General features: G+C 73.0%; 10 protein-coding genes and 4 tRNA genes. 8 read left to right on the top strand and 6 right to left on the bottom strand.

All coding sequences use genetic code 11. The features are described from left to right. Positions 1 to 65: 65 nt before the first annotated feature. The 5 genes from hrpA to ACH5A8_RS33705 form a co-directional block, all read right to left on the bottom strand. Positions 66 to 4,043 (bottom strand): ATP-dependent RNA helicase HrpA, encoded by a 3,978-nt coding sequence (hrpA, locus tag ACH5A8_RS33725; RefSeq protein WP_399007811.1) that lies wholly within the window; start codon positions 4,041 to 4,043, stop codon positions 66 to 68. A gap of 353 nt (positions 4,044 to 4,396) precedes the next feature. After that, positions 4,397 to 4,470: transfer RNA gene (locus tag ACH5A8_RS33720), tRNA-Phe, on the bottom strand. Between the two features lie 24 nt (positions 4,471 to 4,494). Beyond that, positions 4,495 to 4,569: transfer RNA gene (locus ACH5A8_RS33715), tRNA-Asp, on the bottom strand. A gap of 49 nt (positions 4,570 to 4,618) precedes the next feature. Further along, a tRNA-Glu gene (locus ACH5A8_RS33710) sits at positions 4,619 to 4,691 on the bottom strand. Positions 4,692 to 4,771: 80 nt separating this feature from the next. Next, on the bottom strand, positions 4,772 to 6,373 hold the full coding sequence (locus ACH5A8_RS33705; RefSeq protein ID WP_399007810.1) for a metallophosphoesterase: 1,602 nt from the start codon (positions 6,371 to 6,373) through the stop codon (positions 4,772 to 4,774). Between the two features lie 85 nt (positions 6,374 to 6,458). Here ACH5A8_RS33705 and ACH5A8_RS33700 point away from each other — a divergent pair, with 85 nt between their 5' ends. The 3 genes from ACH5A8_RS33700 to ACH5A8_RS33690 all read left to right on the top strand — a co-directional run bounded on the left by ACH5A8_RS33700 (position 6,459) and on the right by ACH5A8_RS33690 (position 10,411). Beyond that, positions 6,459 to 6,809: a metallopeptidase family protein gene (locus ACH5A8_RS33700; protein ID WP_164589629.1), complete on the top strand. Its 351-nt coding sequence runs from the start codon at positions 6,459 to 6,461 to the stop codon at positions 6,807 to 6,809. Positions 6,810 to 7,920: 1,111 nt separating this feature from the next. Continuing rightward, a complete protein-coding gene (locus ACH5A8_RS33695) occupies positions 7,921 to 10,176 on the top strand; it encodes a DEAD/DEAH box helicase (RefSeq protein WP_399007809.1) in 2,256 nt (751 codons plus the stop codon). 162 nt (positions 10,177 to 10,338) lie between these two features. Beyond that, positions 10,339 to 10,411 (top strand) — tRNA-Lys (locus tag ACH5A8_RS33690). 145 nt (positions 10,412 to 10,556) lie between these two features. Here the strand turns inward: ACH5A8_RS33690 and ACH5A8_RS33685 are convergent. After that, positions 10,557 to 11,177: a LysE family translocator gene (locus ACH5A8_RS33685; RefSeq protein ID WP_399007808.1), complete on the bottom strand. Its 621-nt coding sequence runs from the start codon at positions 11,175 to 11,177 to the stop codon at positions 10,557 to 10,559. Between the two features lie 158 nt (positions 11,178 to 11,335). On the opposite strand from ACH5A8_RS33685, the gene ACH5A8_RS33680 reads away from it, so the two are divergent. From ACH5A8_RS33680 to ACH5A8_RS33660, 5 genes are all read left to right on the top strand, one after another. Then, a complete protein-coding gene (locus ACH5A8_RS33680) occupies positions 11,336 to 11,842 on the top strand; it encodes a SigE family RNA polymerase sigma factor (protein ID WP_399007807.1) in 507 nt (168 codons plus the stop codon). An 11-nt stretch (positions 11,843 to 11,853) separates the two neighbouring features. Next, positions 11,854 to 12,417, top strand: a complete 564-nt coding sequence (locus ACH5A8_RS33675) for a hypothetical protein (protein WP_399007806.1) — start codon at positions 11,854 to 11,856, stop codon at positions 12,415 to 12,417. Next, positions 12,414 to 13,784, top strand: coding sequence for a dolichyl-phosphate beta-glucosyltransferase (locus ACH5A8_RS33670; RefSeq protein WP_399007805.1), 1,371 nt, complete (start codon positions 12,414 to 12,416; stop codon positions 13,782 to 13,784). Before ACH5A8_RS33675 ends, ACH5A8_RS33670 begins: the two co-directional genes overlap by 4 nt. Further along, on the top strand, positions 13,781 to 15,217 hold the full coding sequence (locus ACH5A8_RS33665; protein WP_399007804.1) for a glycosyltransferase family 39 protein: 1,437 nt from the start codon (positions 13,781 to 13,783) through the stop codon (positions 15,215 to 15,217). Before ACH5A8_RS33670 ends, ACH5A8_RS33665 begins: the two co-directional genes overlap by 4 nt. A 94-nt stretch (positions 15,218 to 15,311) precedes the next feature. Continuing rightward, entirely contained in the window at positions 15,312 to 16,526 is a 1,215-nt protein-coding gene (locus tag ACH5A8_RS33660) for a dihydrofolate reductase family protein (RefSeq protein ID WP_399007803.1), read from the top strand. The last annotated feature ends 10 nt before the right edge of the window (positions 16,527 to 16,536 follow it).

Here is a 16,536-nt window from a genome sequence, read left to right as displayed (position 1 = left end):
GCTGCGAGATGAGACTCTACAGGAGGCGGGCCGCCTGGTCGAACTCACTCACTGTGCCGGTGCCGTCACGGCGCCGCCGCGTCGATCGCCTTCACGATCCGCTTGTCGGAGACGGGGTAGGCCGTGCCCAGCGCGTGGGCGAAGTAGCTGACCCTGAGCTCCTCGATCATCCAGCGGATGTCCCGCACCTGCTGGGGCACCGGGCGCCCCTGCGGCAGCTGTTCGAGCAGCCAGGCGTACTCGTCCCGCATCTCCTGGACCTTCTCCATGCGGGTGGTGTCGCGCTGGAGGTTCGTCGGCATCTGCTGGAGCCGGCGGTCCGCGGCGACCAGATAGCGCATCAGGTCGGGCAGTCGGCGTATCCCCGCCTCGGTCACGAAGCCGGGCTTCACGAGGGCGTCCAACTGCGCCCGTACGTCCGCCAGGTTCGGCAGCAGCGCGGGGCTGCGCACGGCCTTCAGACGGCGCTCGCAGGCCTGCCAGGCGGCCAGCACCTGCTGCACCTGGCCCACCGTCCGCACGGTCACGTCGACGATCTCGGCGCGCACCTTGTCGTACAGCTTGCGGTACGACTCCTCGTCCCACGCCGGCCCGCCGAACTCCGCGATCAGCCGGTCCGCCGCCGCCATGGCGCAGTCGTCGAACAGCGCCTGGATCGAACCGTGCGGATTCGCCGACAGCGCCAGCTTCTGCTGGTTCGTCAGCTTCTCGAACGCGAACTTCGCGGGGTTGACCGGGATGTTGCGCAGGATCAGCCGGCGGGTGCCCTTCCACATCGCCTCGGCCTGCTCGGCCTCGGTGTCGAAGAGGCGGACGGAGACCGTGTCGCCGTCGTCCACCAGCGCCGGGTACGCCTTGACCGGCTGGCCTGCCCGGCGGGTTTCGAAGATCCGGGTGAGGGCGCCGATCGTCCAGTCGGTCAGCCCCGCACGCTCCAGCGACTCACCGCCGGTGCGCTCGGCCGTCGCCGCCGCGGCCTGGGACAGCGCCTTGCGCGCCTTCGGCTTGAGCCGCACCTTCAGGACTTCGAGGTCCTTGTCCTCGGCCAGCTTGCGGCGCCGCTCGTCGACGATCCGGAAGGTGATCTTCAGGTGTTCGGGGACCTTCGACCAGTCGAAGTCCTCGGCGTCGAACGGCACGCCGACCATGCGCTTGAGCTCGCGCGCCATGGTGGTGGTCAGGGGCTCCTGGAGCGGGACGGCGGCGGCCAGGAAGCGCTGGGCGAAGTTCGGCGCGGGCACGTAGTTGCGGCGGATCGGCTTGGGCAGTGAGCGGATCAGCTCGGTGACGACGTCCTCGCGCAGTCCCGGGATCTGCCAGTCGAAGCCCTCGTCGGTGACCTGGTTGAGGACCTGGAGCGGGATGTGCACGGTCACGCCGTCCGCGTCCGCGCCCGGCTCGAACTGGTACGTCACCCGGAACTTCAGGTTCCCCTGCCGCCAGGAGTCCGGATAGTCGGCCTTGGTGACCGCCTCCGCCGACTCCCGGATGAGCATCTCCCGCTCGAAGTCCAGGAAGTCGGGCTGCTCCTGGCGCTTGCGCTTCCACCAGGAGTCGAAGTGCGCGCCGGAGACGACGTGCTCGGGCACCCGCTGGTCGTAGAAGTCGAACAGCGTCTCGTCGTCGACGACGATGTCCCGGCGCCGGGCCCGGTGCTCCAGCTCCTCGACCTCGCTGAGCAGTTTGCGGTTGTCGGAGAAGAACTTGTGGTGGGTGCGCCAGTCGCCCTCCACCAGGGCGTTGCGGATGAACAGCTCCCGGCTGACCTCGGGGTCGATCCGCCCGTAGTTCACCTTCCGCTGGGCGACGATCGGCACGCCGTACAGCGTCACCTTCTCGTACGCCATCACCGCGGCCTGGTCCTTCTCCCAGTGCGGTTCGCTGTACGTCCGCTTCAGCAGGTGGCCGGCGAGCGGCTCGACCCACTCGGGCTCGATCTTGGCGTTGACCCGCGCCCACAGCCGCGAGGTCTCCACCAGCTCCGCCGACATCACGAACCGCGGCGGCTTCCTGAACAGCGCCGAGCCGGGGAAGATCGCGAACTTGGCGTTGCGGGCGCCCAGGTACTCGTTCCGGCCGCCGTCCTTGCGGGCGCCCGGTGCGGCGTCCTTGGACTCCTTCACGTCCTTCATGCCGATGTGCGAGAGCAGACCGGCCAGGAGCGAGACGTGGACGCGGTCGGCGGGGGCGTCGTCCTCGTTGAGGTGGATGCCCATCTGCTTGGCGACCGTGCGCAGCTGGGTGTAGATGTCCTGCCACTCGCGGATGCGCAGGAAGTTGAGGAACTCCTGCTTGCACATGCGCCGGAAGGACGACGAGCCGCGCTCCTTCTGCTGCTCGCGGACGTAGCGCCACAGGTTGAGGAAGGCGAGGAAGTCGCTGGTCTCGTCCCGGAAGCGGGCGTGCTGCTGGTCGGCCTGGGTCTGCTTGTCCGAGGGGCGCTCGCGCGGGTCCTGGATGGACAGGGCCGCGGCGATGACCATGACCTCGCGCGCGCAGCCGTTGCGGTCCGCCTCCAGGACCATGCGGGCCAGCCGCGGATCCACGGGCAGCTGGGCGAGCTTGCGGCCGGTCTGGGTGAGCCGCTTGCGCGGGTCCTTCTGCTCGGGGTCGAGCGCGCCCAGCTCCTGGAGCAGCTGCACGCCGTCGCGGATGTTGCGGTGGTCCGGCGGGTCGATGAAGGGGAACTTCTCGATGTCGCCGAGGCCGGCCGCCGTCATCTGCAGGATCACGGAGGCGAGGTTGGTGCGCAGGATCTCCGCGTCGGTGAACTCCGGCCGGGCGAGGAAGTCGTCCTCGGAGTACAGCCGGACGCAGATGCCGTCGGAGGTACGGCCGCAGCGGCCCTTGCGCTGGTTGGCGCTGGCCTGCGAGACCGGCTCGATGGGCAGCCGCTGCACTTTGGTGCGGTGGCTGTAGCGGGAGATCCGGGCGAAGCCGGGGTCGATGACGTACTTGATGCCGGGGACGGTCAGGGACGTCTCGGCGACGTTGGTGGCCAGCACGATCCGGCGGCCGGTGTGCTGCTGGAAGACGCGGTGCTGCTCGGCGTGGGACAGCCGCGCGTACAGCGGCAGGACTTCCACGAACCGGTACCGCTTCTTGTTGAGCGCGTCCGCGGTGTCGCGGATCTCCCGCTCCCCGGAGAGGAAGACCAGGATGTCCCCGGACCCCTCCGCCATCAGCTCCTCGACGGCGTCCGTGATCGCGGTGATCTGATCCCGGTCGGCGTCGTCGGAGTCCTCCTCCAGCAGCGGCCGGTAGCGCACCTCCACCGGATACGTCCGCCCGCTCACCTCGACGATCGGCGCGTCGCCGAAGTGCCGGGAGAAACGCTCGGGGTCGATGGTGGCCGAGGTGATGACGACCTTGAGGTCCGGCCGCTTGGGCAGCAGCTGGGCCAGGTAGCCGAGCAGGAAGTCGATGTTGAGGGACCGCTCGTGGGCCTCGTCGATGATGATCGTGTCGTAGGCGCGCAGCTCGCGGTCGGTCTGGATCTCGGCGAGCAGGATGCCGTCCGTCATCAGCTTGACGAAGGTGGCCTCCGGGTCGACCTGGTCGGTGAAGCGCACCTTCCAGCCGACGGCCCCGCCCAGTGGTGTGTCCAGCTCCTCCGCCACCCGCTCGGCGACGGTGCGGGCCGCGATCCGGCGGGGCTGGGTGTGGCCGATCATGCCGCGCACGCCCCGGCCCAGCTCCATGCAGATCTTCGGGATCTGCGTGGTCTTGCCGGACCCGGTCTCACCGGCGACGATGACGACCTGGTGATCGCGGATGGCCGCCGCGATCTCGTCCTTCTTCTGGCTGACCGGCAGCTGCTCGGGGTAGCTGACGGCGGGCACGCGGGAGCGCCGCGCGGCCATGCGTTCCTCGGCCTTGGCGACGTCGCCCTCGATCTCGGCCAGGACGGAGGCGCGCGCCTCCGGCTTGCGGATCTTGCGCGCGCCTTCGAGCCGGCGCCCGATGCGGTGCGCGTCGCGCAGCGAGAGCTCGGTCAGACGGGAGGCGAGAGTGCCCAGCGCGGGGGCGGGATGCGTAGACATACGCGATCCAGGATCTCACCTCGGGGAAATCACGCGCGAATGAATTGACGGCGCGTGGCGGCGAGGGGCCGTACGGGCCTCGGTGACGTGGCCGGCGGTGTCCGCGAGGGCTCCGTCCCGGTGCACGGCCCTCGCGGGGAACGGGACATGGCCGGCGTGCTGCCTGCCGGGTCGCGGCCTGGCGCGACTCGGCCCGCTCCGGCCCGGTGTGGTCGGTGTCTCACCCGTCTCTCACGCTTCGCTCCAGTCACCCGACCGGGTGGCGGAACCGCGTGAGGAGCGGACGACCGCACACGAAGAAGCCCCTCTCCGTTGACGCCGGAGAGGGGCTTCTGCCCTGAAGAGGGCTGTTGTGGCTGGGGCCGGGGTCGAACCGGCGACCTATCGCTTTTCAGGCGATCGCTCGTACCAACTGAGCTACCCAGCCACGAGGTTTCACGTGAAACCTCAGCGGTCCTGACGGGATTTGAACCCGCGGCCTCCACCTTGACAGGGTGGCGAGCACTCCAAACTGCTCCACAGGACCTTGTGGTGGTGCGCTTACCTACCGGAGTAGTGTCGCACACCGTACTGCGTGCCCCCAACGGGATTCGAACCCGTGCTACCGCCTTGAAAGGGCGGCGTCCTAGGCCGCTAGACGATGAGGGCTATCGGCCCGCCTGGGCGCTTCTCAGCGCGTCGGGGACGTGAGAAGCATATGGGATGGCAGGGGGTATCGCCAAAACCGTTTACGGCCCGGCGGGGGACGGCGAGGCCGGGGTCCTGGTGGCGGGCGGGGACGCGGGCTGCGTCGCGCCCGGCTGGTTCTCCTTCGGGAGGTGGCGGCTGACCTCGGCGGTGGTGAGTCCGAGGCCGCCGAGCCTGATCTCGTCCCAGGCCTGGAGGCGGCGGTTGTCCCGGTCGAAGTAGAGGATCGAGGCCTCGATCGGGGCCGGGTACTCGCGTTCGAGCGCGCGCAGACCGCTGCCGCCCGTGGAGCCCTCCATGCGCAGCCGGGTGCCGTACTCGAGGATCTGGGTGCCCTCGTGGTGCAGGTGGCCGCACAGGACCAGCGGCACGGTGCCGTCCGTCTCCCGGGCCGCCGACGGCTCGTGGGCGATCGCGACGTCGACGGGAGTTCCCGCGGCCCGCTGGTCGCGCAGGGCCGAGGCCAGCCGGGCGCCCGCCAGCTCCTCGGAGGCCTGCTCGCCGACCGGGGAGGAGCGGTCGGGGGTGAACTGGGGGTCGCCGATGCCGGCGAAGCGCAGGCCCGCGACCGTCTCGGCGCGCCCGTCGTCCAGGACGTGCACGTTCTTCATGCGCTCCAGGTAGCGCTGGGTGGTGTGCGAGTCGTGGTTGCCGCGCACCCAGACGTAGGGGACGCCCAGGTCCGCGACCGGATCCAGGAAGCCGTTCTCGGCGGCCGTGCCGTGATCCATCGTGTCGCCCGAGTCGACGACCACGTCCACCTTGTACTGCCGCACCAGCGAGTCGATGATCTTCCAGCTCGCCGGGTTGAGGTGGATGTCGGAGACGTGCAGGACCCGGATCGTCGTCGGGTCCGGCTGGTAGGCGGGGAGCGTCGAGGTGACGTCGTAGAGCTTGGTCACGTTGGTGACCAGGCGCGCGAGCTCCCGCTGGTAGACGTCGAACTCGGTGACGATGCTGCGCGCGTCGCCCACCAGGGAGGGCGCCGAGGAGAGCAGTCCGGAGAACCTCGGCTCCAGTACCGACTCCGGGTTCCAGGTCGCGTACGCCGTCGCGCCCGACGCGGTGAGCAGGGTCAGCGCCAGGCCGCCGGCCGCCAGGGCGCGGCGCGGACGGCGGTAGACGGCCAGGCCGAGCGCGGTCGCGCCGAAGACCACGGCCGCGCAGGAGCGCAGGGCCAGGTCGAGGGTGCCGTGCTCGACGTCGTGCACCACCTCGTCCTGGAGGCCGGAGAGCCGCTCGGGATGGTCGACCAGGGACTGGGAGCGCTCGGGGTCGAGCCGGTCGACGTTCACGTCCAGGCTGACCGGGGCGATGTGGCTGCGCAGTTCCAGGGAGCCGAGCGGCGAGACGTTGATCCGGGTGCCGCCGGTGAGGGAGGGGCGCAGGGCCATCGTGGTGTTCATGGGGCCGACCGGCACCCGGGTGGCGCCGGCGATCAGCAGGCCCAGCCAGGCCCCGGCGACGACGACGGCGACCAGGCCCAGGGCGCGCGGCCAGGGGCGCGGTTCGGGGGTGAGGGAGAGGACGGCGGGGGAGTCGGGGGCGGAGGAGCCGGGGGCGCGCACCGCCCTGCGTATGCGGTGTCGTACGCCCCGTATGCGGGAGGGGCGGTTCAGGTCGGCGGCGGGGACGCGGGCCATTGGTCGCGTATGCCCATGTGCGACACCGGATATGCGGGCAGCGGGCAGTGGGGCGGGCGCGGGGTCGTGCCGGACAATGGCCCTTGTGCTGGAGATGACGCGCGAGCAGTTCGAGGAACTGGTGGCCGAGGCCCTCGACCGGATCCCGCCGGAGCTGACACGGCTGATGGACAACGTCGCGGTGTTCGTCGAGGACGAGCCGCCCGCGGACGACCCGGAACTGCTCGGGCTGTACGAGGGCACCCCGCTGACGGAGCGCGGCGAGTGGTACGCCGGTGTGCTGCCCGACCGGATCACGGTCTACCGGGGGCCGACGCTGCGCATGTGCGAGACCCGCGAGGACGTCGTCGCCGAGACCGAGGTGACCGTGGTGCACGAGATCGCCCACCACTTCGGCATCGACGACGCGCGGCTGCACGCGCTGGGGTACGGCTGAGCGACCCGCTCCCGGATCCTCGTTCCCGGGTCTCCGCTTCTCGGGTCCCCGCTTCTCGGCGCCCGGTCTCGGGCCCCCGGGTCTCCGGTCTCGGACCTTCGGCCTCGGCCCCTGGGTCTCCGCTGCCCGATTTCCGGTCGCTGCCGCTCGCCTCACGGTCGCCGGGGCCGGTGGGGCCGGTGGGAACTCGGCCGGAGCCAGGCGGATGGTCCGGCCCGGCGGGGGCCCCGCGGGCCGGCGCGGCGCGGGCGTCCGCGCGGCCGGTGGCGATGTCCGCGGATCCGGGGCGGGGCGGGCGTGTCTTCTTGCGGGCGTGGGGAGTTGGGCACGGAGACTTCTTCACCCCGGAGGTGGCTTTCCCGTGCGCCCCTTGTCTGTTTCCGTCCGGCTCACCGCCGTGGCCGCCGCCCTCACCGCCGCCACCGGCTGTGTGAGCGTGGCGGAGCACCCGGGCGACGGCTCCCGGCCGTCGCACTCCGCGGGGCGGCGCGGCGATGCGTTCCCGCAGGACGCGGCGGCGGTGTCCGGCGGGGGTGCGGGGCGGGCCGGCGGTCCCGTCGACGGCACGCGCGGACACGGCGGGAAGGCCGCCTCGAAGAGCGATGCGTCACCGTCCGCGCGGGCGGCCTCGCCGTCGGCCCCGGGCAGCGCTGCGGCGACCGCGCCGAAGGAGCCCGGGACGCCGCCGAAGGCGGGTGATCCGACGCCCACCGAGGCGGTGCCGCCACCGCCGCGGACGTCGGCCGCTCCGGAGCCGCCGCCGGCGTCGTCGCCCGCCCCGCCGCCCACGTCGGAGCCGCCGCCGGCGGAGCCGTCGTCGTCGGCGCACGAGGGTCCGGGACCGCAGCTGGGCAGGCGTGAGCCGGCGCCGCGGCCGGGGCGCCGGGTGGCATGACCGCCTGACCTGCACCTATGGCACCGGTTTGCCTTTGGGGGTGGAGGGTGCGTATGGTGGTAGATCGTTTGATCCCATTTGCCCGGCGCCCACGCAGAGCGCGCCGTGTGGCGCGTACTCTCCCTTGCCGTGGCGGACCGCATCGAGGCGGTCGTGGTGCGAAACACGGAGTTGACGGGCGCGTGCCGACGAGACTCCGGAAGGTTTCGCATTCGCATGTCCATTGCCAGTACTGATCACGTCGTCGTGCCCGAGAGCACCGAGGACGCCCTGGAGACCCAGGACACCCAGGCTCCCGAGAACGTCGAGGACCAGGCCTCCGAGGACCAGGAGAGCCAGGCCCCCGAGATCACCTTCGCCGACCTCGGTCTGCCCGAGGGCGTCGTGCGCAAGCTCGCGCAGAACGGCGTGACCACCCCCTTCCCGATCCAGGCCGCGACCATCCCGGACGCCCTGGCCGGCAAGGACATCCTGGGCCGTGGCCGCACCGGCTCCGGCAAGACCCTCTCCTTCGGTCTGCCGACCCTGGCCACGCTGGCCGGCGGCCGCACCCAGAAGCACAAGCCGCGCGCGGTCATCCTCACCCCGACCCGTGAGCTCGCCATGCAGGTCGCGGACGCGCTCCAGCCCTACGGCGACGTCGTGGGCCTGAAGATGAAGGTCGTCTGCGGCGGCACCTCCATGGGCAACCAGATCTACGCCCTGGAGAAGGGCGTCGACATCCTGGTCGCCACCCCGGGCCGGCTGCGCGACATCATCAACCGCGGCGCCTGCTCGCTGGAGGACGTGAAGATCGCCGTCCTCGACGAGGCCGACCAGATGTCCGACCTGGGCTTCCTGCCCGAGGTCACCGAGCTGCTCGACCAGGTCCCCGCGGGCGGTCAGCGGATGCTCTTCTCCGCGACGATGGAGAACGAGATCAAGACCCTCGTCGACCGTTACCTCACCGACCCGGTGAGCCACGAGGTGGACGCGGCGCAGGGCGCGGTGACGACCATGTCGCACCACATCCTGATCGTGAAGCCCAAGGACAAGGCGCCGGTCACCTCGGCCATCGCCTCCCGCAAGGGCCGCACCATCATCTTCGTGCGCACCCAGCTCGGCGCCGACCGCGTGGCCGAGCAGCTGCGCGACGCCGGTGTGAAGGCGGACGCGCTGCACGGCGGCATGACCCAGGGCGCCCGTACCCGAACCCTGGCCGACTTCAAGGACGGCTACGTCAACGTCCTGGTCGCCACCGACGTCGCCGCGCGCGGCATCCACGTCGACGGCATCGACCTCGTGCTGAACGTCGACCCGGCCGGCGACCACAAGGACTACCTGCACCGCGCCGGCCGCACCGCCCGCGCCGGCCGCACCGGCACGGTGGTCTCCCTGTCCCTGCCGCACCAGCGGCGTCAGATCTTCCGCCTGATGGAGGACGCGGGCGTCGACGCCTCGCGCCACATCATCCAGGGCGGCGCGGCCTTCGACCCGGAGGTCGCCGAGATCACCGGCGCCCGCTCGATGACCGAGGTCCAGGCCGAGTCCGCGGGCAACGCGGCGCAGCAGGCCGAGCGCGAGGTCTCCCACCTCGCCAAGCAGCTGGAGCGGGCGCAGCGGCGCGCGACCGAGCTGCGCGAGGAGGCGGACCGCCTGGTCGCCCGGGTCGCCCGCGAGCGCGGCGAGGACCCGGAGGCCGCGGTGGCCGAGGCGCAGGCCGCGGCCGAACGGACCGCCGAGGTGTCGGTGCCGGAGCAGCCGGCGGCGCAGGACGTCGACCGGGCGGACCGCGCCGAGCGCGAGGAGCGTGCGGCGGCCTCGTCGTCGTACGACCGTCGTGACCGTCGTGACGACCGGGGTGGCTTCAACCGGGACCGCAACGACCGTGGTGACCGTGGCTTCGACCGTGACCGCGCGCCGCGTTCCTTCGACCGCCGTGACGACCGGGGCGGTTTCAACCGGGACCGCAACGACCGTGGTGACCGTGGCTTCGACCGTGACCGCGCGCCGCGTTCCTTCGACCGTCGTGACGACCGGGGCGGTTTCAACCGGGACCGCAACGACCGCGGTGACCGCGGCTTCGACCGCGGTGGCGACCGTGGCGGCTTCCGCCGTGACGACCGGGCCGACCGCGGCGACCGCGGTGGTCGTTCCTTCGACCGTCGTGACGACCGGGGTGGCTTCAACCGGGACCGCAACGACCGTGGTGACCGTGGCTTCGACCGTGACCGCGCGCCGCGTTCCTTCGACCGTCGTGACGACCGCCGTGACGACCGGGGCGGTTTCCGCCGTGACGACCGTCCGGCGCGTCGTGACGAGCGCGGCGGCCACCGCGGCAGCGACCGTCCGTTCAACCGCGACCGCCAGGGCGACCGTCCCGGCTTCCGCACCGGCGGCCACGAGCGTCCCTACGGCCGCCGTGACGACCACCGCGGCGGCGGCTCCTTCGGCCGACGCGACGACAAGCCGCGCTGGAAGCGCAACGGCTGACGCCCCCTGAGGTGAGCGCCGGAAGGGCCCGTACGACTCCGCTCGTACGGGCCCTTCCGCATCCCGGGCCGCCACTCGGACGCCACACTTCCCGGTCGGCTCCCCGATACCCGATCGGAGACGCGGCGTCCTACGGCTATGCTCAGGGAGGCGACATCGCCTGGGCCCTTAGCTCAATTGGCAGAGCAGTGGACTTTTAATCCATTGGTTGTGGGTTCGAGTCCCACAGGGCCTACCGGACCCCTCGGGGTCGGAACCCCCGTCGGCCCGCGCCGACGGGGGTTCCGTCGTTTCCGGGGTCTGCCCGGCGGCCGGACGTCGGGCCGAGCCGGTCACCACGTGGTCGCGCCGGCCCGCTGCCGGCCCGAGCGGCGCGGGGCTCACTCCGACGCCGTGGCCACCTTCAGGCCGAAGCCGATCAGCACGAACCCCGTGACGCGGTCCATGGCCCGGCGTACGGCGGGGCGTTCGAAGAAGCCGCGGGCCTTGGCCAGCAGCAGCACATAGCCGCCGAGCCACAGCAGGGTGAGGGCCGCGTGCAGGAGGACCAGCAGGGCCATCCCGGTGTGCGGCGAGAGACCGGACGGCGCGAGGGTGGGCAGCAGGCCGGTGTAGAAGACGGCGATCTTCCGGTTGAAGACGTTGCTCACCAGCCCGGTGCGCCACGGGCTGCCCGCCGGCTCCGCGCCGCGCGCCGCCGCAGCCGACGACCCGTCGCGACGGCTGTGCCACAGGGCCTGGATGCCGAGGAGGACCAGATACGCGGCGCCGGCCAGTTTGACGACCGTGTACGCCGTCGCGGACGCCGCGAGGACGGCGGCCAGGCCCACGACGGTGAGCACGCCCCACACGAGCAGCCCCGCGGTGATGCCGCCCACGGTGCGCAGACCGTCCCGCCGGCCGGAGGCCATCGACCGCTTCGTCACCACGGCCATGTCCGGACCGGGGACCACGGTCAGCAGGCCGAGGACGCCGGCCGCGGCGAGGAACTGTACGAACATGAGGCCAGTCTGGCATTCCCGGCACGCGCCGCCGCCCGGGCCGGGACACCCGACCGGACGATGTGCGTGACCTGAATCACACGCCCGAAGTGCATAGAACCGAGGACATCACCGTCTTTCCCTGGGTGCGGGCAAACGGAGAGAGCGAGGACGGCGGGATGCAGCAGGTTCGGGCGGGTGAGTTCGACGCGTTCGTGGCGGCCCGCTGGCCGTCGCTGCTCCACCTCGCCCGGCTGCTCACCGGCGGCGACCGGCACCGGGCGGAGGACCTCGTGCAGGAGTCCCTGGTCAAGCTCTGGTTCCGGTGGCCGAAGATCGCCCACGAGGCCCCGGAGGCGTATGTGCGCAAGGTGATGGCGCGGGCCGCGGCGCGCTCGGCCCGGCGGCGCTGGTGGGGCGAGCGTCCCGTCGAGCAGGTGCCCGAGACCCCGGCGGCGGGCGACGTGTCCGCGACCGTGGCCGAGCGCTCGCGCATCGAGGCCGCGCTCGCCCAGCTGCCCGCCTGGCAGCGGACCGTGGTCGTGCTCCGCTACTACCAGGACCTCTCCGAGCGGCAGGTGGCCGAGGCGCTGGGCTGTCCGGTGGGCACCGCGCGGTCGCACGCCGCACGCGGACTGGCACGCCTGCGACAGCTCCTGACCGACGTCACCGAGCCGGTGGGGTGAAGGAGACACCCATGGAGCACATGGACGGCACGGACCACTTCGAGCGGCGGCTGACCCGGCTGATGCGCGAGAGCGAGCAGTACGCCCCCTTCGAGCCGAGGCACCGGCAACGCCTCCGGGCCGGCGTACGGGCCCGCCGGAGGGTGCGGGCGGCTCAACGGACCGCCGGCTCCGCCCTGGTGGTCGCCACGCTCGGCCTCGGACTGCTGTTCCTGCCCGGCCGGCACGTGAGGAACGAACCCGGCGCGCCCGTCCCGCGGCCCGACTCGGTCCCCTCGCCCTCGGTCCCCTCGCCCTCGTTCTCCTCGCCCCCCGGGGCCACGCCGTCGGCGGCCCCGTCCACGAGGGGAGCGCCCACCTCGGACGCGGACCCCGCGACCGTTCCGCCCCTCACCACGACCGTTCCGCCCGCCGCCACGACGAGGTGGCCGTCGTCCTCGATCCCCACCACGTCCCCGGTATCACAGAGCCCGCCGGGGACGAGCGCGACGCCGACCGCACCGCCGCCCACCGAAACCTCCCGCACCGGGCCGACCGGCCACCTCGTCCACAACGCAGAAAAGGACCGCACGTGACAGAGACCGGCCTCGACGCCTCGCCGGGCACCGGCCGCCCGCCCCGCCGCGCTCCGGCGCCGATACCCCGCCACGCGCCGATACCGGCGCCCCGGCACGCGCCGGAACCGGCACACCGCACGGAGCCCGTACTCGACGTCGTCGTACCGGTGTTCAACGAGGAGACCGACCTGGAGCCCGGCGTACGGCGGCTCCACGCGCACCTGCGCGAGACCTTCCCCTACCCGTTCCGCATCACCGTCGCCGACAACGCCAGCACCGACGACACGCCTCGGATCGCCGCCCGGCTGGCCGACGAGCTCCCCGAGGCGGAGTGGCTGCGACTGCCCGAGAAGGGGCGTGGCCGGGCGCTGCACGCCGCGTGGTCGCGGTCGCGGGCCCCGGTGCTGGCCTACCTGGACGTGGACCTGTCCACCGAACTGAACGCGCTGCTGCCGCTCGTCGCCCCGCTCCTGTCCGGGCACTCCGACATCGCCATCGGCACCCGGCTGGCGCCCGGCGCGCGGGTGGTGCGCGGGCCCAAACGGGAGGTCATCTCCCGCTGCTACAACACCATTCTGCGCACCACCCTCGGCGTGGGCTTCTCCGACGCCCAGTGCGGGTTCAAGGCGGTGCGCCGCGAGGCCGCCGAGCGGCTGCTGCCGCTGGTGCGGGACACGGAGTGGTTCTTCGACACCGAACTGCTGGTGCTCGCCGAGCGGGCGGGGCTGCGGATCCACGAGGTGCCGGTGGACTGGGTGGACGACCCCGACAGCCGCGTCGACCTCCTGCCCACCGCGCTGGCCGACCTCCGCGGCATCGCCAGGATCGCCCGGCGACCCCGGCCGGCCCGCACCGCCGCCATCCCGCTGCGCGCCACCACGTCCCCGCCCCACGGCGATCCGTCCCACGGCGCCCCACCACCCGACGACGCCTTCCCGCCGGACCGCGGCCTCCCGCCGGGCGTCGCCCCCCTCGCCCATGCCGATCCGCGTCCGGACGGCGACGGCGACCCCTGGCCCCAACCGGTCGCCCGCGCCCGGAACTTCGCCGCGGCGGCCGCCCTGGCCGTCCTCGCGCACCTGCTGCTGTACGCGCTCCTGCGCCCGGTCACCGGGGCGCAGAGCGCCAACGCCCTGGCCGTCCTCGTCTGCGCCCTCGCCGGACCGGCGACCGGCCGCCGACTCGCCCTGCCGGCCGCCCTCCTGCTCACCGGCGGATCGCTGGCCGCCCTGCACCAGGCCGCGCCGGCGGCCGCGCACCGCACCGAACTCGCCGTCCTGGCCGCCGCCGACCTGGCCCTGGCGCTGCTGCGGTTCACCGCCCGGCGCGTCCGGGCGTCGCGCGCCGGATCCGGCGGCCACCGCACAGGAGCCGTGGCCTCATGAACCGAGAGAACACCGCCGGCCACGCGTACGGCGCCGACCCCGCGCACCCGGGAAGCCCGACCGCCGGCGCCCCCGCCGGAGCCCCCGGTCCCGCTGAAGCCCTCGACCCCACCGGGACCCGCCACCCCACCGAAGCGCCCGGCCTCACCGAAGCGCCCGGCCCCACCGAAGCCCCCGGCGGCGCCGAAGACCCGGGAGACGGCACTCCGGGCACCGCCCCCGACCAGCCTCCACCCCTCCTGCCGCTACGTCCGTCGCTGCGCCGCGCCGCACGCCACCACGGCCCCGTCCTCGCCGTCTACGGCGGGCTGAAGCTGGCCGGCTTCGCCGTCTTCATGTACCTGCTCAGCTCAGCGGGGGACTACCGGAACAAGAACCCCCGCTTCGGCGGCGGCGCCCACGCCTGGGACGTACTGGCCACCTGGGACGGCTGGTGGTATCGGCAGATCGCCGAGCACGGGTACCACCCGACGCTGGAGGTGATCCCCGGAGCGACCGGCCTGATCACCGTCAAGGAGAACTCTGCGGCGTTCTTCCCGCTGTACCCGGCGCTGATCCGCCTGGTCTCCGAGCTCACCGGACTCGGCTCCTACGGCGCGGGCCTGCTGGTCTCCGTCATCGCGTCGTTCGCCGCCGCCCTCGGGATCTACGCGCTCACCGAGCGGTTCGGCGGCCGGCGGGCCGGGCTCGCCGCGGCCGGGCTGTGGGCGGTGTGGCCCGGTTCCGGCGTGGAGTGGGCCGTCTACTCCGACTCGCTCTACGTCGCCCTCGCCGTCTGGGCCTGCCACGCCGTCCTGACCCGTCGCTGGCTCACCGCCGGGCTGCTCACCTGTCTCGCCGGGCTCAACCGTCCCACCGCCGCCGCGCTGATCGCCGCCCTCGCCGTGGCCGGGCTGCTCGCGCTGTACCGGCGCGAGGACGGCGCACGCCCGCTGGCCGCGCTGATCGTCGCACCGCTCGGCCTGGTCGGCTACGTCGGCTGGGTGGGCCACCGCATGGGCGACTACAGCGGCTATTTCAAGCTGCAGAGCGGCGCCTGGGCCCACTCGTTCGACTACGGCAAGCACACGCTGCACGTGCTCACCGCGCTCCCGGTGGGCCACTACGACTACATCTTCGCGTACCCCTTCGAGGACCAGATCGGCGTCGCCGTCGTCCTGCTGGCACTCGCGCTGCTCCTGCTGCTGATCCGGCTGCGCCCGCCGGCCGCCCTGGTGGTCTACACGGTCCTGACCATGGCGCTGGTCCTCGGCAGCCAGCAGATCTTCGGCAACGTCTCGCGCTATCTGCTGCCCGCCTTCCCCCTCTTCCTCCCCCTCGCCCTGGCCCTGCGCCGGCTCAGTACGCCCCTGCTGCTCACCCTGCTCGGCATCGCGGCGCTTGCCTCCGGCTCGTACGCGGGCTACGCCCTCTTCGAGCTCGGCATCCCGTGACCACGGGCGCCGCGGGTCCTCCGCCAGACTGGGACCACGTCCCGGCCGTCCGGCCCCGGCCGCCCACCGTCCCGCTTCCCTGGAGATCGCGTCGATGCCCCTCCCGTACGTCCTGCTGTCCGCCGCCGTCTCCCTCGACGGCTACCTGGACGACACCGGCCCGGACCGCCTCCTGCTGTCCGGTCCCGCCGACTTCGACCGGGTCGACGAGGTACGGGCGTCCGTGGACGCGATCCTCGTCGGGGCCGGCACCCTGCGCGCCGACAACCCGCGGTTGCTGGTCAACTCGACCGAGCGGCGCGCCGCCCGGGCCGCCGCCGGGCGGCCGGAGTATCCGCTGAAGGTCACGGTCAGCGCGTCCGGCGAGCTGGACCCGGGGGCGCGTTTCTGGCACACGGGCGGCGCGAAGGCCGTCTACACCACCGACGAGGGCGCCCGGCGGCTGCGGGCCTCCGGCGTCGCCTCCGAGGACGTCCAGGTGGTCGCGCTGGGCGCCGAGCTCGACTGGCGCGGGCTGCTCGAGCACCTGCATGACGTGCTCGGCGTGCGCCGGCTCATGGTCGAGGGCGGCGGCACGATCCACACGCAGCTGCTCCAGCTCCAGCTGGTCGACGAGGTGCAGCTCGTGCTCGCCCCGCTCTTCGTGGGCGACCCCGCGGCGCCGCGGCTGTTCGGCCCGGGGCGGTACCAGGGCGGGCGGCTGCGGCTGGTGGAGACCCGGGCGATCGAGGACGTGGTGCTCATGCGGTACGAACCCACCGCCCCCGGCACGGGGGGCCGGGCCGTGCCCGCGGACCGGCACTGGCTGCGGACCGCCTGCGAGCTGGCGCTGCTGTGCCCGCCCTCGGCGACCGCGTTCAGCGTGGGCGCGGTGGTGGTGGCCGCCGACGGCACCGAGCTCGCGCGGGGCCACTCGCGGGAGGGCGGCGACCCGGTCGTGCACGCGGAGGAGGCGGCGCTCGCCAAGATCGACCCGGCGGACCCGCGGCTCGCCCGGGCCACGGTGTACAGCAGCCTGGAGCCGTGCGCCCGACGCGCCTCCCGGCCGCGCCCGTGCGCCCGGCGGATTCTGGACGCGGGAGTGCGGCGGGTGGTCACCGCCTGGCGGGAGCCGGACACGTTCGTCGAGGCGGCGGACGGGGCCGGGATCCTGGCGGGCGGCGGCGCGCGGGTCGTCGTCCTGCCGGAGCTGGAGACGGCGGCCAAGGAGCCGAACCGGCACCTGGAGGCGGGGGCCAGGGAACCGGACCGGCACCTGGAGGCGGGGGCCCAGGAGTCGGACCGGCATCCGGAGGCGGGGCGCGAGTGAACTCGTGTGC

Source organism: Streptomyces sp. NPDC018610 (assembly GCF_044391765.1).
Lineage (GTDB): Bacteria > Actinomycetota > Actinomycetes > Streptomycetales > Streptomycetaceae > Streptomyces.
Note: the sequence above shows the minus strand (reverse complement) of the source record. Positions and strands in the feature narration are given on the sequence as shown.